At 45.2% G+C, this 20713-nt stretch carries 15 protein-coding genes, 8 tRNA genes and 1 pseudogene; 17 read left to right on the top strand and 7 right to left on the bottom strand.

Annotated elements, in window-relative coordinates:
• Nucleotides 1-31 precede the first annotated feature (31 nt).
• From pilG to NI455_RS02370, 6 genes are all read left to right on the top strand, one after another.
• Complete coding sequence (gene pilG, locus NI455_RS02395; protein WP_004280711.1) at nt 32-415, top strand: twitching motility response regulator PilG; 384 nt, start codon at nt 32-34, stop codon at nt 413-415.
• A gap of 25 nt (nt 416-440) precedes the next feature.
• Entirely contained in the window at nt 441-809 is a 369-nt protein-coding gene (locus NI455_RS02390) for a response regulator (protein ID WP_004280710.1), read from the top strand.
• A 5-nt stretch (nt 810-814) separates the two neighbouring features.
• Nucleotides 815-1351: a chemotaxis protein CheW gene (locus NI455_RS02385; RefSeq protein ID WP_004280709.1), complete on the top strand. Its 537-nt coding sequence runs from the start codon at nt 815-817 to the stop codon at nt 1349-1351.
• A gap of 46 nt (nt 1352-1397) precedes the next feature.
• Nucleotides 1398-3470 (top strand): methyl-accepting chemotaxis protein, encoded by a 2073-nt coding sequence (locus tag NI455_RS02380; protein WP_253112205.1) that lies wholly within the window; start codon nt 1398-1400, stop codon nt 3468-3470.
• 168 nt (nt 3471-3638) lie between these two features.
• Nucleotides 3639-8087, top strand: a complete 4449-nt coding sequence (locus NI455_RS02375) for a hybrid sensor histidine kinase/response regulator (protein ID WP_253112203.1) — start codon at nt 3639-3641, stop codon at nt 8085-8087.
• A gap of 3 nt (nt 8088-8090) precedes the next feature.
• Entirely contained in the window at nt 8091-8549 is a 459-nt protein-coding gene (locus tag NI455_RS02370; RefSeq protein WP_005106257.1) for a hypothetical protein, read from the top strand.
• A gap of 65 nt (nt 8550-8614) precedes the next feature.
• Here the strand turns inward: NI455_RS02370 and dapE are convergent, their stop codons facing one another.
• From dapE to NI455_RS02355, 3 genes are all read right to left on the bottom strand, one after another.
• Nucleotides 8615-9751: a succinyl-diaminopimelate desuccinylase gene (gene dapE, locus NI455_RS02365; protein WP_253112201.1), complete on the bottom strand. Its 1137-nt coding sequence runs from the start codon at nt 9749-9751 to the stop codon at nt 8615-8617.
• Between the two features lie 121 nt (nt 9752-9872).
• Entirely contained in the window at nt 9873-10025 is a 153-nt protein-coding gene (locus tag NI455_RS02360; protein WP_004280704.1) for an entericidin A/B family lipoprotein, read from the bottom strand.
• 112 nt (nt 10026-10137) lie between these two features.
• Entirely contained in the window at nt 10138-11013 is an 876-nt protein-coding gene (locus NI455_RS02355) for a DUF1853 family protein (RefSeq protein WP_253112199.1), read from the bottom strand.
• An 87-nt stretch (nt 11014-11100) separates the two neighbouring features.
• Here NI455_RS02355 and NI455_RS02350 point away from each other — a divergent pair.
• From NI455_RS02350 to NI455_RS02300, 11 genes and pseudogenes are all read left to right on the top strand, one after another.
• Nucleotides 11101-11454: pseudogene (locus tag NI455_RS02350) on the top strand (YbaN family protein); the annotation flags it as partial.
• Nucleotides 11455-11579: 125 nt separating this feature from the next.
• Nucleotides 11580-12113, top strand: a complete 534-nt coding sequence (gene elsL / locus NI455_RS02345) for a cell wall-recycling L,D-carboxypeptidase ElsL (RefSeq protein ID WP_253112195.1) — start codon at nt 11580-11582, stop codon at nt 12111-12113.
• Nucleotides 12114-12607: 494 nt separating this feature from the next.
• Nucleotides 12608-12683: transfer RNA gene (locus NI455_RS02340), tRNA-Val, on the top strand.
• Between the two features lie 28 nt (nt 12684-12711).
• Nucleotides 12712-12788 (top strand) — tRNA-Asp (locus NI455_RS02335).
• 48 nt (nt 12789-12836) lie between these two features.
• A tRNA-Asp gene (locus tag NI455_RS02330) sits at nt 12837-12913 on the top strand.
• Between the two features lie 21 nt (nt 12914-12934).
• A tRNA-Val gene (locus NI455_RS02325) sits at nt 12935-13010 on the top strand.
• A 14-nt stretch (nt 13011-13024) separates the two neighbouring features.
• Nucleotides 13025-13101: transfer RNA gene (locus tag NI455_RS02320), tRNA-Asp, on the top strand.
• A gap of 69 nt (nt 13102-13170) precedes the next feature.
• Nucleotides 13171-13246 (top strand) — tRNA-Val (locus NI455_RS02315).
• Nucleotides 13247-13258: 12 nt separating this feature from the next.
• Nucleotides 13259-13335 (top strand) — tRNA-Asp (locus tag NI455_RS02310).
• Between the two features lie 106 nt (nt 13336-13441).
• A tRNA-Val gene (locus NI455_RS02305) sits at nt 13442-13517 on the top strand.
• A gap of 72 nt (nt 13518-13589) precedes the next feature.
• Nucleotides 13590-14051 (top strand): DUF2750 domain-containing protein, encoded by a 462-nt coding sequence (locus NI455_RS02300; protein WP_005104048.1) that lies wholly within the window; start codon nt 13590-13592, stop codon nt 14049-14051.
• Nucleotides 14052-14076: 25 nt separating this feature from the next.
• Here the strand turns inward: NI455_RS02300 and NI455_RS02295 are convergent, their stop codons facing one another.
• The 4 genes from NI455_RS02295 to yccS all read right to left on the bottom strand — a co-directional run bounded on the left by NI455_RS02295 (nt 14077) and on the right by yccS (nt 20590).
• Nucleotides 14077-14871, bottom strand: coding sequence for a YdcF family protein (locus NI455_RS02295; RefSeq protein ID WP_253112193.1), 795 nt, complete (start codon nt 14869-14871; stop codon nt 14077-14079).
• A 98-nt stretch (nt 14872-14969) separates the two neighbouring features.
• On the bottom strand, nt 14970-17600 hold the full coding sequence (locus NI455_RS02290) for a PepSY domain-containing protein (RefSeq protein WP_253112191.1): 2631 nt from the start codon (nt 17598-17600) through the stop codon (nt 14970-14972).
• A 169-nt stretch (nt 17601-17769) separates the two neighbouring features.
• On the bottom strand, nt 17770-18330 hold the full coding sequence (locus NI455_RS02285; protein ID WP_153566570.1) for a YcxB family protein: 561 nt from the start codon (nt 18328-18330) through the stop codon (nt 17770-17772).
• An 85-nt stretch (nt 18331-18415) separates the two neighbouring features.
• Nucleotides 18416-20590, bottom strand: coding sequence for a YccS family putative transporter (yccS, locus tag NI455_RS02280; protein ID WP_253112189.1), 2175 nt, complete (start codon nt 20588-20590; stop codon nt 18416-18418).
• Nucleotides 20591-20713 lie beyond the last annotated feature (123 nt).

Here is a 20713-nt window from a genome sequence, read left to right as displayed (position 1 = left end):
TATAGTTTCTAAAATGGGAAGGGTTAAACAAATGGACGATAAATTCCAAAATCTAAAAATTATGGTTATTGATGACTCAAAGACCATTCGTCGTACTGCGGAAACTCTTCTTCAACGCGAAGGTTATGAGGTCATTACTGCAGTAGACGGTTTTGAGGCTTTGTCAAAAATTGCCGAAGCAAATCCAGATATCGTTTTTGTAGATATTATGATGCCGCGCCTGGATGGTTATCAAACCTGCGCCTTAATCAAAAACTCTCAGAATTACCAGAATATTCCTGTGATTATGCTATCGAGTAAAGATGGCTTATTTGATCAGGCCAAAGGTCGTGTCGTGGGTTCAGATGAATACCTGACTAAACCTTTTAGTAAAGATGAATTGCTCAATGCAATCCGTAACCATATTAGTGCTTAATATTTGATTTTTTTGGGGAATTGGCATGGCACGTATCCTAATTGTGGATGACTCACCGACAGAAACTTTTCGCTTTAGAGAGATTCTTTCTAAACACGGCTTTGAGGTGATTGAAGCAGCCAATGGCGCAGATGGCGTCACCATGGCACAGGCAGAATTGCCGGACCTAGTCCTGATGGATGTGGTTATGCCGGGCGTGAATGGTTTTCAGGCGACCCGCCAGATTGCACGTGGTGCAACGACCAAACATATTCCAATCGTGATTGTGAGTACTAAGGATCAGGCCACTGACCGTGTATGGGGCAAGCGTCAAGGCGCAGCGGATTATCTAACAAAACCAGTCGATGAAAAACAATTAATAGATGTAATTAAGCAGCACCTCAATGCAGGATAAGCTCTATGGCAGCAAATGGATTTATCGAATTGCTTCGCATTGCGAAACGGGGGAATAAAAACTACGTTTCCAATGGCAATGAAGTTAACCGATGGTCGGGCATTGCTTTTGAGATGATGGGGCAATATTTTGTTGCCCCGCTGGGGGAAGTATCAGAAGTGATTTATCCCCCAGAATATACGCCGGTACCCAAGACGCAAGCATGGGTGTTGGGTCTGGCGAATATCCGGGGAAGACTGTTATCGGTTTCTGATCTGACGCAGTACGTATCAGGGCAAAGCAGTCAATTTTCACCGACTCAAAAAGTATTATGTATCAACCATAATGACCAGTATGTGGGTTTGGTCGTAGATCAAGTTTTGGGTATACAACATTTCAATAAGAAAAGTTTCTTTTCGAAGAAATCTGAATTGGATAAAAACTTACAAGAATATTGTCAGGGGTTTTTCCATCAGCACAACCAGCAGTGGCATGTGTTTTTATTCAGTCGTCTGTTGCAAAATCCAAAATTTATGAACGCATCTATAAAATTTATAAATTAAATGTCGCGCTCGAAACTAAGCAAGGCGTCAACCGGGGAGAGGCTGCATGGGCTTTAAACTTAAAAAGAAAAATACAGGTGAGAGCACTGGCCGCAAAGGCGGTAATGCTTTTTTAGCTAAGATTCAAACGCAAGTAGATCAGTTATCACGTGTCTTCGGTGATAGTGAGAAATCAAAACCGCTGATCTATGGAGCAGCAGGCTGTCTTTTAGCCGCACTGATCACTTTATTGTATCTTTTTTATAGTGTTCCACGTACCAATGAACTCACTCAAAGTCTGGGTGATTTGCGTCTCCTCTCACAAACGATTTCGCGCCAAGCGACTGAAGCGACAGCTTCGGGTACGCCTGAGGCCATGAAGAACCTGACTGATTCGCAAAAAGCTTTTGCTGAAAACCTTGAGACAGTTAAAAGTATTCACTCTAACAATGATGCTTTGCAAGCTGTTGATAAACAGTGGACAGAAGTATCCAGCAGTATTGATCTGATTACCTCGCAACAAAAGATTATTAACCAGTTATACGACACCAACATCGCGATTGGTGAAGCGATTCCGGGGATTCAGGCGGAATATAACTTGATGGTCGACCAGATGGCACGTCAAGATATGCCATCGAACCAGGTGGTTATTGCCAAAAACCAGGTATTCATTGCAGAACGTATCTTACGTTCAATCAGTTTGGTACTGACAGGTAGTGATGGCTCTCGTGAATCGGCGGATGACTTTAGTGCCGATACCGAAACTTTCGGCTCTTATTTAAATGCACAATTGAATGGTTCTGTTGAACTGGGCGTACAGCGTATTGCTGATCCAGCAATGCGTGAATCTCTAGAAGGTATTAAGGCTGAATATGATGAAGTACTCGAATCAGCATCAGCAATTATTCTGAAGAACTCGACTGAAATTGTAAAAGTTCGTCAGGCCGCTGCATCTATTTTTGCCCAGTCTGATGTGCTTTTAGATAACCTGAACAAATTATCAGGTAACTCAGGTCTTAAAACCGTTATTCCAGCCATCCTGTTGATTGCCTTGTTACTTGGTTTCTTGCTTTGTGTATTCAAATTGCTTTCTTTACGTGGTGTATCGGATAAGCAGCGTGTAGGCCGTTTACAAGAAGAATATGACCGTAACCAGAATGCGATTTTACGTTTACTGGATGAAATCGCCGATCTTGCAGATGGTGATTTACGTTCATACGCAACAGTATCGGAAGACTTTACCGGTGCGATTGCCGACTCGATTAACTTTGCAATCGACCAGTTACGTGACCTGGTATCGCGTATTACTGAAACTTCGCAAGAAGTTGCGCAATATACCGCGACCACACAGGGCATTACCAACCAGTTGGCTGAAGCTTCTGAACATCAGGCTCAGGAAATTGCCGGTGCTTCTGCGGCAATTAACGAAATGGCCATGTCGATTGATCAGGTATCTGCCAACGCCGATGAATCTGCTGTGGTAGCAGACCGTTCGGTACAAATTGCTGCAAATGGTGCGGATGTCGTACAACGCTCGATTGAGGGGATGGACACGATTCGTGAACAGATTCAGGAAACCTCAAAACGTATTAAACGTCTGGGTGAATCTTCTCAGGAAATTGGTAACATCGTTGCCTTGATTAACGATATTGCCGACCAAACCAACATTTTGGCATTGAACGCAGCCATTCAGGCGTCGATGGCGGGTGAAGCCGGTCGTGGTTTCGCAGTTGTAGCCGATGAAGTACAGCGTCTTGCAGAGCGTTCTGCGTCTGCAACCAAGCAGATTGAAGGCCTGGTAAAAACCATTCAGACCGATACCAACGAAGCGGTTATTTCGATGGAGCAAACTACAGCCGAGGTTGTACGTGGTGCGAACTTGTCTAAAGATGCCGGTGTGGCACTGGATGAGATTCAAACCGTATCGAATAACCTGGCGAAACTGATTGCGAACATTTCCGATGCAGCGAAACTGCAGTCTGCATCTGCAGGTCATATTGCGACCACGATGAATGTCGTACAGGAAATTACTTCGCAAACCACCAGTGCCACCTTCGATACAGCACGTTCGGTATCTGAACTGGCAAATATGGCCGATGCATTACGTGAATCTGTAGCTGACTTTAAACTACCAGAATAAAGTTAGCGATGATGGGGAGAATGTGCCTTGATTACGATTGAGGCACATTCAAAAAATACAGATAAAGCCTCGACAAGATGTACTTAACCTCAAACATTAGGTATTGCGTGACGGTCACAATTAAGTTTGAGCGCCCTTCTTGGCGGCATAACGTAAGAAGCATAAGCTATGAAAGAAATATTAAAAAATTTAGTTGAAACGACAACGCTTCCTGAAGATAGTTATCTTGATCAAGATGCAGAAATTCTTGAAATTTTTGTTGAGGAAATCGAAGAGATCTTCGTTGAGTTAAATGCTTTATTTCCAGAATGGTTGACTAATCCAGATCATCAAGAAAATCTGAAGACCATTCGCCGCCATTTTCACACCCTGAAAGGTTCAGGCCGCATGGTCGGGGCAAAATCGGCAGGGGAAATGGCCTGGGCGGTTGAAGATACCTTAAACCGGGTTTTGTCCGGTTCGATTCAGCTAACACCGACGGTGCAAAAATTTGCCCAAGCGGTACTGAATGTCTATCAATATGCTTTATATCCAAAATTCAAACATGTACAGCAATTGGATCTCGACCTGCGTCCAATGGTGCTCTTGGGACAACAATTACAACAACAAATTTCGCCTGAGCCTGCATTGGAAGAATTACTGGCATTGGCAGTTCATTTGACTGCTGAAGGTCAGATGACAGGTCTTGAGCTTGCAGACAATGAGCCAAGTGAAGCTGAGCTAACAGTAGCGCCAGTAGAAGTACCGGTTCGCAGTGATATCGAAGAAACTGTGGCGATCTTTATTGAAGAAGCAGAAGAGCATCTGGAAACGATTGCCACCTTCCTTCGCACTGAAGATGAAAAATCACAAGATTATAATGCGCTAATTCGTGCGATTCATACCTTGCGCGGCAGTTCATCCATGGCGCAGATTGACCAGATTTTTGAGGCCAGCTCTAAAGTAGAGCATCTGTTCAAAACCCTGCTGCAAGATGAAATTGTCTCAACCTCAAAAGAAACTGCTTTACTGATTCAGTATGCCGAGTTTGTCAGTGACTATCTGCATTTGCTACGTCAGGGCAACACTGCAAAACTGGATGCGGTATATGCCACCTTTGAGCGTGTCTGGAATGATTATGGCTTTGCAGTTACTGAAACCAATAGTATTCAGACGCAAGGCTTGGTGTCCAAACTGGTTGAGCTGGATATTGATCTGTTATTGGATGCCGAGTTTGAATTTGATAAACGCGCCCAAGTCGATTATCCGGAATATATTCAGGCACTCAGCCAGCAGGCTGCAGAATTGCTGGCACATACAGAAAGCCGGGCAGCGCAGGGAATTCATGAATTCACTGCCGATCTGAAATCGGCTTATGATGCGCTGCTTGAAAAGCCAGTGCTGCTAAACAGCGATTATGCTTATGAACTGTTCGCACAGGCGCATCAGGAATTTATTCATTTATTTGATACCTTGGCCGCAGGACAGCGCGTCATTCTGAATGATGAAATTCAAAAAATACTCAGTGAACTGTCTGCATTTGTGCAGCAGGATCTGGAAATATTTGCTGAAGATAATACCAATCAGAATGTTGAGCTAAGCTCAGAGGCCACACAGGTGGCTGAAACTGTCGCGACTGGCAGTGTCGATTTTGCTGGCTTGAGCCAACGCATCGCTGCGGATCGTCAGCAGCAGCAAAGTGCTGAAACCAACCGTGATTTTGATGAAGAATTACTAAGTATCTTCCTGGAAGAAGCGGATGAATTGCTGGCAGGCATTGATGAAGATCTAAATACCTGGAGCAAAAAACAGGATGATACGACCTCACTGAACAATCTGATGCGTCATTTGCATACCTTAAAAGGTGGTGCAAACATGATCGCAGCATCGCATATCGGTTTGATTGCGCATGAACTAGAAAGTATTTATGAGCGGGTGATCCGTCAGCAAATTGCCGTGACACCTGCTTTAATCCAGATTATCCGTCTGGTTCAGGACAACGTTTCCGATCGTATTCAATCGATTCGGGAAGACGGTATTGATTATCCTGCACCAGAAGCGATTGCGATTCTGCAAAATATTCAGGCGCTGGTGTCTGGACAAGCTGTTGCTGCTGCGGAGAGCGCGAACACTGTAGTTGAAGTTGCAGAGGTCCAAGCGACATCAATTTCTGAGCCGCAACTTGAAGAGTCAGCAACGACTGAACAGCCTGCAACTGATCTGGCTGAAGCTGAAGAATTACTGGAAATCTTGGAATCTCCTGAGGCTACTGAAGACACACCAGTGGAACGTTCTGAAGAAGACGAACTGAAATCCATTGTTGAAGAATCTTTCCTGGAAGAATCCGAAGAGATTCTGGCGAATGCCGAGAAGCTGCTCAATCAATGGTTTGACCAGCGTAGTGACCGTAGTTTATTGCTGCAATTACAGCGTGCTGCCCATAGTATCAAGGGCGGCGCACGTATGATTGATGTTGAAGAAGTGGCCAGTATTGCTTATGAGCTGGAAACGACTTTCGAACAGTTTGCGGTCTATCAATTTAACTCGAATGCCTATGATGGCTTATTGCAGAAAACGCTGGTCTGGTTAAGACAGGCGATTTTCCAGCGTGACTATAACGGTTTTGAGCAGCTGCACAGCAGTCTGAAAAAGATTGCTTATGTGGACGTTACTGCGCAATTGCCTGAGCGTCTGGCGAAAACAGATAATCTGGTGGTCAGCGACTTTGGCTTTGTTGAAGGCGATGGTACTGAACCGCCACACATGATGGGTGAATGGGCGAATAGCGGCACCAGCGATAGCAATAACGAGATGATCCGTATTTCTGCTGATCTGGTCGAGAAAATGATTGACCTGTCCGGTGAGAACTCGATTAACCGTTCGCGTATCGAGATGGACCTAAGCCAGCTGGGCAATACCTTGAACGAGATGGAACTGGCGATCAAGCGTCTTGCTGACCAGCTACGTCGAATGGAAGGCGAGCTGGAATCACAGATTATTGCCAAACATGGTTCAGAAAATTCGCGCTATGCAGACTTTGACCCGTTGGAAATGGACCAATATTCCTCTCTAAATCAGCTGTCCAAATCACTGGCAGAATCGGCATCGGATTTAGTCGACTTCAAGAGTACGCTGGCCGACAAGATTCGCGAAACTGAAGGACTGTTATTGCAACAATCCCGTATTCAGGCCGAGATTCAGGAAAGTCTGATGCGTACCCGTCTGGTTCCGTTTGACCGGATGTTGCCGCGTTTACAGCGTATTGTGCGTCAAACCTCGACCACCTTGAACCGTCCTGCAGAACTGATCGTACAGAATACCGAAGGTGAACTGGATCGTAATATTCTCGAGCGTCTGGTCACCCCATTTGAGCATATGCTGCGTAATGCGATTGACCATGGCCTGGAAGATACGGCAGATCGTATCGCACTGAACAAGCCGGAAGTGGGTTCGATTGTCTTGAACATCAGCCGCCAGGGAACCGATGTAATTGTATCCTTTAGTGATGATGGTAAGGGGATTGATGCAGAGAAGATTCGTGAAAAAGCGCTGAGTCTGGATCTAATCAAAGCGGATCAAGTTATTGATCAGGAAGAAATCCTGCAATTTATCTTCCATCCTGGTTTCAGTACCGCGAAAGCAGTGACCCAGATTTCTGGTCGTGGTGTCGGTCTGGACGTGGTGCAAAGTGAAATTAAATCGCTGGGCGGCCATGTGTCAGTAAGCTCGAAACTGGGCAAGGGCACCATCTTTACGATTCGCGTACCGACGACCGTAGCGGTCAGCGATGCCTTGATGGTGAAAGTGGGCGATCAGCAATATGCGATTTCACTGGCACAGATTGACCGGATCGTGCGTATTGCGCCGACCACATTGGAAAGCTATTTCAACAGTAAAGATGACTATTTCAAGATCGATGGCGAAAATTATAAATTGCGCTATCTGTCTGAGTTTGTTGGCAACCAGCCGATTCCACGTCTGAATAATGTTGGGCATTCATTACCGGTGCTGTTGATCAAAGGCAATAGTGGTCAAACCATTGCCTTGCTGGTCGATCAGCTGGTCGGTTCACGAGCGCAAATTGTGGTGAAACCGATTGGACAGCAGTTTGCCAATGTCGGAGTGGTGGCCGGTGCTACGATTCTAGGTGATGGTCAGGTCTGTCTCATTCTCGATGGACAGAATGTTGCCCGCCAGATTCAGGCGACACAGCGTATCAAACAACTGAATGATCAGCGTGATGGTTCGCGTAATTCCAATGCACGTCGTCTGGTGATGATTGTCGATGACTCGGTGACTGTACGTAAAGTGACGTCGCGTCTGCTGGAACGTCAAGGCTATGATATTGTCACTGCCAAAGATGGTGTGGATGCGATCGAGCAGCTTGAAAACGTCAGACCGGATCTGATGTTGCTGGATATCGAAATGCCACGTATGGACGGTTTCGAAGTGACCAATCTGGTTCGTCACCATGATATTCACCGTGACTTGCCGATTATCATGATTACCTCACGTACCGGTGAGAAGCATCGTGAACGTGCATTCAGCCTAGGTGTAACACATTATATGGGTAAACCGTTCCAGGAAGCGGAACTGTTGGCCAATATCCAACAACTGATTGCTGAAAAACAGGGGTAATATATGAGTCAGACCAATTCAAGCAATAAAATGGCTGATCAGATTAGCCAGCAGGAACTTCAGCATCTGATTACGGTATCGACCGGATTTATTGATGCCTATATTATTGATTGTCATGGCAAAGATCCGATGTTATTGCCACAAAACATTGTCCTGTCAGCACTGGATAGCAATACTCAGGTCAAAACTGTAGAATGGCATGAGGCACAGTTACCGGTCTATGCAGTGAATGATCCGTCACGTCAAAATGGGGTGGCACTGGTGATTGAGGGTGATGAAATCACTCAGCGCTTTGCCTTGATGTGCAATGAAATGCCGAAAACCATCCGGATCCGTATTTCTGAAGTGGTCGATGTCGATCAGCCGGTGAATGATCCTGCCATCTTTCAATATGTGCGCATGAACGAACAGCTGTTCCATATTCCGAATATGACGAATATTCAGGCTGCAATCGGGCCGTAATTCAAACTATAAAATATAAAAAAGGAACTTCATGGAGTTCCTTTTTTATTACGTCATCTATTTATTTAATTCCCAAGTAAGTTGACCAAGATCTGCTCATAAATTTCAGCCAGTGGCTCTAGGTCTGCAATATCGACATGTTCATTGATCTGATGAATCGTGGCATTTAATACGCCAAGTTCCAGAACTTGTGCACCTGTAGGCGCAATAAAGCGGCCATCTGAGGTGCCACCCGAAGTCGAGAGTTCGGTTTCAGTCCCTGTCACATTCAGAATGGCGGTTTTAGCTGCATTTACCAGGTCACCGACCGGGGTCAGGAAAGGCAGGCCAGATAAAGTCCAGGAAACATCATAGTCCACACCATGACGATCCAGAATTTCCAGTGTACGGGATTTAAGTTCTTCGGCAGTCACTTCAGTTGAATAACGCCAGTTGCACAATAGGTTCATGGTGCCGGGAACAACATTGGTTGCGCCTGTACCTGCATTGATATTGGAAATCTGGAAGGTCGTCGCCGGGAAATATTCGTTGCCATGATCCCAGACTGTGTCGCACAGTTCAGCAATCGCTTTAGAGGCGGTATGAATCGGATTCACGGCCAGATGCGGATAAGCCACATGACCCTGTTTGCCTTTGACTGTGAGATTGGCATTTAATGAACCACGACGGCCATTTTTAACAATATCGCCCAGTTTGTTAGTGCTTGAAGGTTCACCAACCAGACACCACGTGATTTTCTCATTACGTGCTTTCAGTGTTTCAATCACTTTCACCGTGCCATTAATCGATGGGCCTTCTTCATCTGAAGTAATCAGGTAGGCAATCGAACCTTTATGATTCGGATATTTTTCAACAAAACGTTCTGTTGCGACTACCATGGCTGCCAACGCGGTCTTCATATCGGCACTGCCACGACCATAAAGTTTGCCTTCACGGATTTCTGGTAAGAAAGGATCTGAGTTCCAGGCATCCAGATTCCCCGTTGGCACGACATCGGTATGGCCAGCAAAACAGAAGACCGGACCTTCTGTGCCTTTGCGTGCCCAGATATTATCTACATCTTCAAAGCGCATGGATTCAATGTTGAAACCAATCTTCTTTAAACGTTCAGCCATGATGTTCTGGCAGTCATGATCAATCGGTGTGACAGAAGGCTGACGTAATAGTTGCAGGCTTAAATCGAGGGTAGCGGAAGAGCTCATACGGTATTCAACAGTCGATAATTTTTTCGGTTCTATAATAGGCGAATATAGGCTTGAATGTGAACGACTGATATAAAAAAACCCTATCTGGGATAGGGTTCTGTGAGCGTTTAGGAAAAAACTAGTTTTGACGGATTTCGTCAGAGGTTTTTTCAGCAGTATTGGTTACCGCATCGCCAGCCTTAGACACATCTTTGCCCATGCCTTTTACGGTGTTACAGCCAGTCAATACAAAAGCCATCATTAATGAAGCAGCAAGAATTTTTTTCATCATCATCTCCGTATAATCAATAATAAAATTATTATGATGTGGGACTTAGAGTAGAAAATATACGCTCTAAAAAATATGTGGTTTTCATAGTGCTTCGGTTAATAAATGTAATGCTTTATAGGGGCTTATGCGAAGGATACTGAATCAGCACCGGATTGCGATACATATAAAAGTCATTGCTATCGAGTTTTTTATAAAGTCCATTCGTCCACCAGATCGCAGCTGAACTGCTCGGCCGGGCTTGCGGATAAATCCATTCATGTCGTTGCAGACGATAGAAACCGTGCTGTGCAGCAGGAATATGCTGTCCCCATAAGCCCAGACGACGTTCGGTATTGATCCATGCAGGAATCGACTGGTCAGCATGATGTGTAGGCAAATACAGCTGTCCCTTGAGGACGCAATACCGTTTTTGAATGGGATGCTGCAAAGCCTCATCAAACTGGAATTGTTTTTGTGTGAAATGCTTCATTTTTCTGATTAAAGTATCGGTACGGTTCAGGCCATACCAATGTGAAAGGTTAAAATCGGCTTCGGCCAGATAATATTTTAGTGCTACTTCCCAATGTTCAATCTGTCCTGTATCGGTATTTAATAGCAGAAAATCCAGCTCACCCAAGGTTTTGGCGCCTTCAATTTTTTGCAGACTATGGCCAAGCAGCCGATAGGGATGGTAAGCATCATCGAGCAACCAGAACCAGACCAGCATTTCAAAACGCAGCCCCAAACGTGTGCTTTTTAGTTGCTGTACAAATTCGATTAATTCTTTTGGATGCTGATCAAGAAATTCCAAGCGTGGATGATAATGGTTAAGATGTCGCTGCCAGGTCTGGCTGTCATGCAACTCAAAACGATGTATGAGCTCAAGTTCATCTGGAACATGGGACAGGATATTCGGACTGCCAACAGCAAATGCTAGCTGCCGCACCAGAGGATGTTGATAACGTTGCCATGCTTCTACAAGATTTTGGTTTAAATTGGAAAAGGGCATAGGACAACCTGTGAAAAGTGCAGAAATACAACGGACAGTATCGGAAAACGCTTTATACTACCTGAATTCTGCGGCTAGGGTTGATGTATGAAAGTGTTGTTTTGGCGAAGTCTGGTGGTGCTGTTTGTGATCCTGGGCTTTATCGGTGCAATCCTGCCGGGTATGCCAACAACGGTCTTTTTGATTCTGGCCGCCTGGGCCTCATCCAAAGGCTGGCCACAAATGGATGACTGGTTATTGAATCATCCCAAATATGGTCCGACCTTAAGAGATTGGCGTGCCCACGGTACTGTACCGCGTAAGGCCAAATGGCTGGCCAGTATCATGATGCTGATCAGCGGGATCATCATGCTGTTTACTACGGCACCCTTGGCCGTAAAAGCCTTTACCAATATTACGATGCTGATCGTCGCGATCTGGTTATGGCGACGCCCTGAACCGAATCAGATCATTATTCAGCAAAATACAGTCGGCCCAGAAAAGACAGATATACCGACAGCGCCATCTGCAGAGAGCCAGTTAAACCCTATAGAGCCAAATAAAATAGAGTCTGAGAATAACAAGTCATGAATACCTTGCATCTGGATCAAGCTGATATCCTGATTGATCTTGCCCAACAAAAACTGTATCTGCCCCGTCTAAACAAGCAATATCTGATTTCCAGTGGCAAAAATGGCATTGGTGAAACTGAAAATAGTGGCAAGACTCCTCGTGGCTGGCACAAAGTCGCTGAAAAGTTTGGTCAGAATGCTCCCTTAAATAGTGTATTTGTCGCACGTCAGGCGACGGGTGAAATTTATAATCCTCAATTGGCAGCGGAATTTCCGCAGCGGGACTGGATCCTGACGCGCATTTTATGGTTGAGTGGCCTTGAGACAGGTTTTAATCAAGGCGAGGGCTGCGATACCTATCAGCGTTATATCTATATTCATGGCACACCAGAAACTGAAAAGATGGGAGAGCCGCTGTCGCACGGCTGTATCCGTATGCGTAATCCGGAGGTCGCTGAGTTATTTGACCTGATTAGTGAAGATGCACTGGTCTATATTTCAGAACAAGCATTAGATCTGGAAAAACTAAATGTTTCGAAAAGCGATTAAAAGTTAGATTTTAAGATCATGTGAAAATGATTTTGTTTTTATGAACTGAATCTGCTTGTTGGAGAAAGCAGAAAAGATTGAGTAATCTGATCCAGATCGTATTTTTATCGCATGAAATGGGTTAAATGATTATTTGAAGCTTAGATTTACTGGCATTTTCTGAATAAAAAATAAATGACAGTTGCAAGATTACATGAACACAACGTCGAGTATTTTAAAGCTTTGTATAATCCTTAATCAGAATTGCAATACATCGTATGGTTAGACTGAAACCTGGCAGGGTAAAACACAAAATTTCGCTTCAATTTTGATTTTGAAAATTAAAAAATTTCGGTAGAGACTTAAAAAATAAACAAAAAGTGTTGTTTTTTTTAACAAACAACCTATTTTTTAATCACTCACACCTAAAAAGTGGAAAACATTCCGAAAAGCGTTTGACAGGCTGTGCAGATTCTCTATAATGCACCCATCAAACGATGATAGACGTTTAGAAAGGGCGCTTAGCTCAGTTGGTAGAGCGTCTGCCTTACAAGCAGAATGTCGGCGGTTCGATCCCGTCAGCGCCCACCAAGCTCTTTCATGTTGAGACCTTATAGTTGCAGCGGTAGTTCAGTTGGTTAGAATACCGGCCTGTCACGCCGGGGGTCGCGGGTTCGAGCCCCGTCCGCTGCGCCACTTTAAGATCTTAATTTTCGTTTGCCACAATAGCGACATTGTGTAAATGCAGCGGTAGTTCAGTTGGTTAGAATATCGGCCTGTCACGCCGAGGGTCGCGGGTTCGAGCCCCGTCCGCTGCGCCATTTATACGATAGACCTTTTGAGGGCGCTTAGCTCAGTTGGTAGAGCGTCTGCCTTACAAGCAGAATGTCGGCGGTTCGATCCCGTCAGCGCCCACCAGATTCTTTTGCGATGCAGCGGTAGTTCAGTTGGTTAGAATACCGGCCTGTCACGCCGGGGGTCGCGGGTTCGAGCCCCGTCCGCTGCGCCATTTCAAAAGAAATTAAATTGAGGTCCCTGAGCCTGAATTTAATAAACTAAAGATTGACACTCTTTATCAGGGCGCTTAGCTCAGTTGGTAGAGCGTCTGCCTTACAAGCAGAATGTCGGCGGTTCGATCCCGTCAGCGCCCACCAGATTCTTACGATGCAGCGGTAGTTCAGTTGGTTAGAATACCGGCCTGTCACGCCGGGGGTCGCGGGTTCGAGCCCCGTCCGCTGCGCCATCCTAAGATGAGAAGCTTGGATTCCTGAGATCTGAGTTTTCAAGATACCAAGACTATATTCCTTGTTGGTCTTGCGTCATTTAAAACAACGTTATTGTTTTTCTCAGGGCGCTTAGCTCAGTTGGTAGAGCGTCTGCCTTACAAGCAGAATGTCGGCGGTTCGATCCCGTCAGCGCCCACCATATCTTCTTGCTTCAACTCTATTTATTCCTTAGAATCTGATTCTATTATAATAATATTAAGATTTCACGATTATGAGAAATCCCTATCAGCGCAAAGCCGCGACCAAATCCCAAAAAACTGCTTTCGATCCTCAACAGCTTTATAAGCAATATATTGAAGCCATTGTTGCCAATGCTGGCATTTTTGCACTCTACCAAGATGGCTGGGCCTTATGTGCCACGCCTACCGGACAACGCGCATTTGCCTGCTGGCAAAGTAAAGGTCTGGCTCGACTGCTGATTAAAGACAATTGGGCAAATTACGAGATTCAGGAAATTGGTCTTAAGGATTTTGTAGAGAAAGTCATTCCCTTTTTACGTCAGGAAAGTACCATTGTTTCGCTTGATCTGACCCCGGAAGGACAGAATATTCTGGTGGCACCGGAAAAATTATTACTCGATATTAAAAATTATCTGTATCAGATTTATGTGCAAAAACCTGAACTGTTTAAAAATCCGGATATGCCTTTGCCTAGGCAGATCCGTTTAAATTAAATTTATTGTTTTTAAAACAGCTTGTTTATTGGAACAATGAATATTCATTCAGTAGCCAGCCATTAATCAAAGCAAAATATTCGCGTAACCAGGAATTATAGCGAACATTCTGGGGTGTGCTGGCACTCAGGCTGATGACTTGTTGATAACCCTGATGTCTGGCAATGGCGCGAGCACGAGGGCTGTGAAAATCGCTGGTGACAATCGCAATTGGCTCATTTCGATCAATATGTTGCTGTTTTAATATTGCCTGAGAATATTGCAGGTTCTGTTGGGTACTCCTGCTTTGATCTTCTAGGCTAATGGGGTTGTTGAGCTGCGGATAGTTCGTATGGATATAACTTTGCATGACTTCAGCTTCGCTCTGTCTCTCCCAGAAATTTCGTCCACCGGTCATAATGATTAAAGTCTTCGGATATCGTTCTGCATATTTTGCTGCGGTATCCAGACGATTTTTTAAGATGGGTGAGGGCTGACCCTGATTAATACCACTACCTAATACTAAAATCGCTGCAGCAGGTCGTGCCGGAACAGTCGGGTTGATTGACATCTGGATATAAGCGAAGAAAGCAGCGACACTGATGATCCAGAATAGAAATCCGCCCCAGAGACTGTTCCAGAACAAGGTTCTGAATCGGGAATTCTGTTTCCAGCGCTGAATAGATGAAAAAAACAAGGCATACAGGATGAATGCCACCCCAATGAAGGTAGACAAGGCAATAGCAAAATGCCTCTGACCTTGGCTCAGTAACCAGACGCTATTGAGACATAGAATCAAGCCAAAGATCAGGCTAAGACTTCGTTTAAGTTGATTGAGCATCCAGAGTTCCTTTTTTCTTATTCATATTCTTATTATTGCTTTTGTATCTTCAATAAAAACCGGGCCATTGAGCCCGGTTTTTAGCATATCAGGTTATCTTAATATACATCACGGCGATAACGTCCATCCAGACGTAATTGATCTAGCATTGTTTCACCGAGAATCTCGGTCAGGGCCTGATCCACATCGCTGGCCATACCATTGATGCTACCACAAACATAAATCACCGCACCTTGTGCAATCCAGGCTTTTAGTTCTTCAGCCTGTTCACGCAGTTTATGGTGTACATAGACTTTTTCCTGCTGGTCGCGCGAGAATGCAAGATCGAGACGTTTCAGGGTTCCCATTTGCAGCCAGGCCTGAATGGTTTCTTCAAAGAAGAAGTCATGTTCACGCTGACGTTCACCAAAGATTAGCCAGTTCTGGCTATAGTCCTGACGGTTACGCGCACTGAGCAGACTTAATAATCCCGCAATCCCGGTACCATTACCAATACAGATAATCGGGCGGTTGTCATCAATCAGGTGGAAAGACTCATTGCTGCGAATACGCAGTGCAATGGGTGCATTAAGCGCTGAATGTTGAGTCAACCAGCCGGAACCCAGACCGAGATTACCATTCGTGTCGGTTTGCTGACGTACCACCAGACGCAAAACCTGCTGGCTTGGAATGCTGGCAATCGAGTATTCACGTGTTGCCAAAGCCGGTAATTGCGTGAGGAGCTGATCCAGAGAATCAAAAGGTTCAGCTTGAGTCAGATCACGATCCCAGAGTGCCTGTTCAATGCTTTGATGCAGAGATGGGACCTCTGTACCCGCTGCAATCTGGTGCTTTTGCATAAATGCATGAATATGTTCTTGGCTATTCCCTGGTTGAACCTCGGCAATATCACCTGCTTGCCAGATGGCTTCATGTTCAGGGGTCAGTTCGATATTGAAGGCAGGCGCACCCAGACTACCTGGATTGAGGACTTCACGTTTACTCAGGTTCCAGTGATCAAAGGTCTTATCGATACTCATCGCTTGTAGCTCAAGTCGAGTGACTTGTGCCAGTGCAGTATTCCATTGCTGGATATGCTCGTTGTTGGCATTGTCGACTTCAATTGTATTGAATAGCTGCTGGGCACCATTCTGTTTTAACCACTGATCAATACGGTGACCAAAACTGCAATAGCTGTCTGGATATTCCTGAGAACCTAAAGCCAATACCGCATAACTTAAATGACTGAGATCAGCTTGAGCAGACAGGATTTTTTTCTCAAAAGAAGAAGCCAGATCCGGCGCTTCACCTGTGCCATAAGTACTGGCAACAAATAATACCTGTTCGGTTTGCTGTAAATCGGCAAGCGTCAGTTGCTGTACCGGCTTGACGGTTACCGGTTGGCGTGCTTCCTGTAGGGCAGTTGCTGTACGCCAAGCCAGTTGCTCAGAAACCCCTGTTTGTGAGGCATAAGCAATGAGCCACGGTTTGGCATTTTCATCGACGTTTACTGCAGTCGCACCTTGACGTGCTGCCTGTGTTAAGCGCTTCTGTTTACGACGTTTCAGATAGAGCATCCAGCCGGTCACAAAGAACAACGGCATCAACAAGGCTGCGACCATGGCAAAGAACTGGTAAATTGGGCCGAAGAAGCTGCCACGATGCACCGGTAACATGCTGCTCATGATTTTTTCATTAAGCTTTTTATCTTCATACAGCTCAACTTTGGTAAATTCAGCTGTCTGGTAATTATAAGTGGCACTGTTTCGTGCACGTTCATGCTGAGCGACTGGATCGATAAAGCTCAGCTGCATTTCGCCATCCGATTTTTTCGGAAGGTTAAACGTTACGGTAGAATACTTATCTGAAAATTCAGTGTTAAAGCCAATCCAGCTCTGGTCTAGCGCACGGGCAGTAGCTTCAGGGCTGAGACCTTCACGGCCTTCACCACCAGCACCGCGTTCGCCACCTTGGCGGCCTTCGCCTCGTACTTCACCTTCGGCACGCGGACCACGTTCACCGCCTGGACGTCCTTCACCACGGTTATTGCCGGCATTGGCCTGCATTTCCGGTTGCGGGCGTTCCACACCCAGCACTTTAAACATGCCATTGCGCCACCAGTCATAAGACCAGTACAGACCGGTACAGGCCAGAATCAGGTAGAAAATCACCACCCAGGTTCCCACAACAGCATGCAGATCCCAGATAAAATTACGGCCTTTCAACTGAGGTTTTACAAAGAACCATTGCTTGATCGAATGACGTTTCGGCCAGCGCAGGTACAGACCTGACAAGACAAAAAAGATCAGCATCAGGGTACAGGCACCGGTAATCTGCTTACCTACTGGACCAACCGTCAAATTACGATGCAGTTGCTGAACAAACTGGAAAAATTCCCGACCCTTAATCTCTGGCAAGACTTCAGCCGTATACGGGTTGATCATGATGTTCTGACCACGCCGTGCGCCTTCTTTAGCGACATTCACGGTACTCGAAGCACTTGGATCTTGTGCCACGGTAATACTGTTGATCTTCATGTCAGGCGCAGTACGGTTAAAGTACTGATACAGCTCGGAAGGCGTGAGTTTGTCACGTTGCTGAACCTGAACCGTATAACTGTCGCTATTCATCCATTTTAATATTTGTTGTTCATAGGAATAGATTGCGCCAGTGACCCCCATTATCGAGAGGATTAAACCTGCTGTAATCCCCAGAAACCAGTGGATTTGGAAAAATGTCTTTTTAAACATGGTCGTCAGATTAAGGGTGAGATCTATAAAAGTGGCAAAATTATAACTGAAGTTTAAGCCCGAATTATAGGTGTTGAGGATAATATTTATTCTCATTATCATTTATTGTTTTAAGATTAAAAAAACCTCCATGCCGGGGCAGGAGGTTTTTCACTGAAAAAAGAACAGTTTAGATTTGTTTTGCTGCGCCGACTTCGGCTTCCAGATGCTTGCGAATCGTGGCGAAAGAGAAGTTTTTGCTGTCCAGACGTTTCGGCAGGATATACGCACCTTGCTGGCCTTTTACTTTGAAATTGACCAACATGAATTCTGGTGTGTTGTACCATTCATAGATGTCTTTCCAGCTAATCGCGCCAACACCTTCTTGCATGCCCATTTTCTGGCGCATCACGATGCCATGTGGTTGTACGCCCAGGCGAACACCCTTGATTTCCTGTACCGGAAATTCATTCATCTTGCGTTTAACATACCATTCCAGACCAAAGGTACGGATCAGGTAATACAACACTACACAGATAATGGCCACCCAGCAGAACACGGTAGAATAGTTCTTCAGGAGCAGAATGCCCAGAATAGAAAGTGCAACAACAGCACCCATGATCAGCCATGCTTTCATGCCAATTTTATTGGTACTACGCCAGATCACCAGCTGAGCATGACGCTGCTCGGCTTCTGAAATTTCATAGTTCACAGGCTGTAGGGTATAAGCGTATAAATTTTTCGCGGTCATAGTGAAATTAGCAGATTTTAAACTGTAAAAAGTTTAGCACTAATTGTACCAATTCAGTGAGTATATTGTTCCAAAATCAGCCAAATTATAATGAACCTAATTCAGTGGCCTGTTCATCACGCTCATGACTCAAACTTTGTTTCAGTTGGCTCAACTGCTTTAAAATGCTGAACATTAAAGACAGTTGCTGCAAAATGATCAGGGATTTCTGATCTTGCTCCTGATCTTGAGCCAGGCGCTGGCGAATATGGGCAATCATATTTTGCGCACTTAAATCGGGCATTTCATCTCGTAACAATGCACCACGAATGTTCTCAAGTGCTTTGTCTAGTAAATTCAGAATGTCCTGATCTTCAATTTTTTCCCGGTGTGCGCCCAGTGCGGCAATATAACTGATAAAAGTATGATTCAGACACAGGAACTCAAAGGCCAGCGATTTTTGTACCGGATCAATATCCGGTTCAGTGGCCAGTGTTGAAATCAGTGAAGCCACCTCTGCATCGGTATTGTGGGCCGTACGGCGCACAATCCGATATTTCAAGCCATTATTACGTCCCGATTTATACTGCTCGATTACTTCACTCAAATAATCTGCTTCTGCCTGCAAGCTGCGTTTGATACTGCGCGGCAAACGCCGGAACTTCCAGTCTGGAAAAATAAAACTGACGCCGAACCAGGCAATCGCACAGCCAATCAAGGTGTCGATCATACGCGGGATGGCCGCGGCATAGCCCATACCGTCCAGGTTGAAGTTGATCAGGGCTAAAATCGTGATAAAGGCGGTGGCCTGTGCATACTGTTTACTGCGCAATTCAAAGAACAGAATCCCACTCAGTACCAGAAGCAATAATTGTCCTTCGATGGACGGCACAAAATATAAAATGGCATAACCGAGGATAATACCGACCAACGTACCGATAATACGCAGACGTAAACGCCGTTTGGTGGCGTTAAAGTTGGGCTGGCTGACAAAGAGTGCGGTCAATAAAATCCAGTAACCATATTCAATATTGCTGACCTGTACAAAAATATAGCTGATCAGCAGCACAATCGACAGGCGAATGGCATGCCGGAACAGCACCGATTCTGGGGTCAGATGCTGCTTAATCCGAATCTTGATGTCATCCCAGCCTTTCAGGTCATCATCTCTAAGCTGGTTCTCGATATGTTTGAAACGCTCGGACTTGATATTCTGCTCGGTTTCCAGGTTGCGTAACTGGGCATCAATTGATTTCAGGTTTTGAAACAGCGCAAATAAGGAATTGATCCAGACCTGATCATACTGCTGCTCCTGACGTAACTTATCCAGAGACTGTCTCAGGTTATCAAAGGCATGCTTGAAGCGCTGGTTATGCACATAGGGTTTGCGCATCAGTAAACTTTCACTCAGGTCCTTACAGGCTTTGCCCTGAATTGACATGATGCGCTGGAAGCGGAACAGGATATCGCTATGCTGGAAAATCTTGGCCAATTTCTGATAATCAATATGTGCTGAATCGGCACGTTCATGAATATCCTGCGCCACAAAATAATATTGCAGACTGCGACGGGTATCTTTTTGCCCACGGTCACCTTTCAGACGAGTTAAAAGGGCAGTTTTCATCTCATTGAAAATCGCAATCAGTTTGCCGTTTTCAAGCGAGAGTTCAATCATGCTCTGCTGATAGCTTTTCGGCGTCATGTCCACATCAAACAGATTGGACTTGGCATATAAAAAATCACCGAGCGCAGAATAGGAAATGGCAAGCTTGTCTTGCGCCAGCCGGGCAGGGAAAGTCAGGAAACTGATGGTCGACAGCAGACCGTACCACATCGCGCCGATGACCAATAAACCAGCCTGTTTATACCATTCATCAAACAGCTCCACCCCGAGCATGGAATAAACGGAAATCACCAGACAGCCGTAGGAAATCGTGGCATAGCGTCGCCCTAGTGAACCCAGCAAAATCAGGGCAATACAGGATACAATTAAGGCCAAGGCAAACAGCACAGGATAGGGATAGAGCAGATATACACCCACTGCGGTAATAAAGAAGCCAATGTAGGTATAGAGCAGATTTAATATCCGCACCGAAAAGCGGTCATCAATATCGCTTAAACCGGCTGCGACCACGCCTAAAGTCAGTGGAATCGTCATCAATTGTTGTCCCATAAAATAGGGAACAAAGGCGGTACCTGCAAATGCCGTCATCATGCGCAGGTTATACATCAAGGTCGTATTATAGGTGGTTTGCTTGAGACGAGTGAGCCAAGATTTCAAAGGTCGTCCTTTATACTGCAGTCTTAGAGCTGAATCTGAATAGGCTAATGAAAATAGTATATTTATAAATCTTCATTTCAGGCTAAATCATACTATGCACTGTGTTAATTTGTCTGCATATTA

Origin of the sequence: Acinetobacter lwoffii, assembly GCF_024129435.1 — a bacterium.
Lineage (GTDB): Bacteria > Pseudomonadota > Gammaproteobacteria > Pseudomonadales > Moraxellaceae > Acinetobacter > Acinetobacter lwoffii_F.
Note: the sequence above shows the minus strand (reverse complement) of the source record. Positions and strands in the feature narration are given on the sequence as shown.

Coding starts and splice junctions, on each gene's coding strand:
- pilG (WP_004280711.1), top strand. CDS start 32: ATGGACGATAAATTCCAAAATCTAAAAATTATGGTTATTGATGACTCA.
- NI455_RS02390 (WP_004280710.1), top strand. CDS start 441: ATGGCACGTATCCTAATTGTGGATGACTCACCGACAGAAACTTTTCGC.
- NI455_RS02385 (WP_004280709.1), top strand. CDS start 815: ATGGCAGCAAATGGATTTATCGAATTGCTTCGCATTGCGAAACGGGGG.
- NI455_RS02380 (WP_253112205.1), top strand. CDS start 1,398: ATGGGCTTTAAACTTAAAAAGAAAAATACAGGTGAGAGCACTGGCCGC.
- NI455_RS02375 (WP_253112203.1), top strand. CDS start 3,639: ATGAAAGAAATATTAAAAAATTTAGTTGAAACGACAACGCTTCCTGAA.
- NI455_RS02370 (WP_005106257.1), top strand. CDS start 8,091: ATGAGTCAGACCAATTCAAGCAATAAAATGGCTGATCAGATTAGCCAG.
- dapE (WP_253112201.1), bottom strand. CDS start 9,751: ATGAGCTCTTCCGCTACCCTCGATTTAAGCCTGCAACTATTACGTCAG.
- NI455_RS02360 (WP_004280704.1), bottom strand. CDS start 10,025: ATGATGAAAAAAATTCTTGCTGCTTCATTAATGATGGCTTTTGTATTG.
- NI455_RS02355 (WP_253112199.1), bottom strand. CDS start 11,013: ATGCCCTTTTCCAATTTAAACCAAAATCTTGTAGAAGCATGGCAACGT.
- elsL (WP_253112195.1), top strand. CDS start 11,580: ATGAATACCTTGCATCTGGATCAAGCTGATATCCTGATTGATCTTGCC.
- NI455_RS02300 (WP_005104048.1), top strand. CDS start 13,590: ATGAGAAATCCCTATCAGCGCAAAGCCGCGACCAAATCCCAAAAAACT.
- NI455_RS02295 (WP_253112193.1), bottom strand. CDS start 14,871: ATGCTCAATCAACTTAAACGAAGTCTTAGCCTGATCTTTGGCTTGATT.
- NI455_RS02290 (WP_253112191.1), bottom strand. CDS start 17,600: ATGTTTAAAAAGACATTTTTCCAAATCCACTGGTTTCTGGGGATTACA.
- NI455_RS02285 (WP_153566570.1), bottom strand. CDS start 18,330: ATGACCGCGAAAAATTTATACGCTTATACCCTACAGCCTGTGAACTAT.